The sequence below is a fragment of the Photobacterium sp. R1 genome, from assembly GCF_054600795.1.
Window position 1 is genome coordinate 1 of record NZ_BAAHZP010000289.1, and the last position, 331, is coordinate 331.

The following is a 331-nucleotide window of genomic DNA, read 5'->3' on the forward strand; positions in this document are numbered from 1 at the left end:
TAAGGTATTACTTTCAAGTGCCGTGGTATTCCACTGCTGCAATGCACTGACGAGGACCGCCTCAACGGTGGCAACCTCATTCTGGATACAAGCCATCTTAGTGGATACGAGTGATGTGATACGGAACTGGTTACCGTTTTTAAGCTCTGCCAGGCCCATGAACTGATTGCAGCCACTGAATCCTGTCGCTTTAAACTGGCTGTCCAGGCTCAGGCTGATAGGGGTACGCGTTTCTATCTGAGTGATCTCTCTGCCATCAATTTTGGATAATACCCAGTCCTGTTGTAAATCGTTGGCAGTAAATCCAGCTTTTGGCGGAGGGTTGCAGCCC

General features: G+C 49.2%; 1 protein-coding gene. It reads right to left on the reverse strand.

The features are described 5' to 3' along the window. Nucleotides 1–331, reverse strand: a 331-nt coding sequence (locus ACYP03_RS25080) for an META domain-containing protein (protein WP_459782538.1), incomplete at both ends; no start/stop codon positions are given.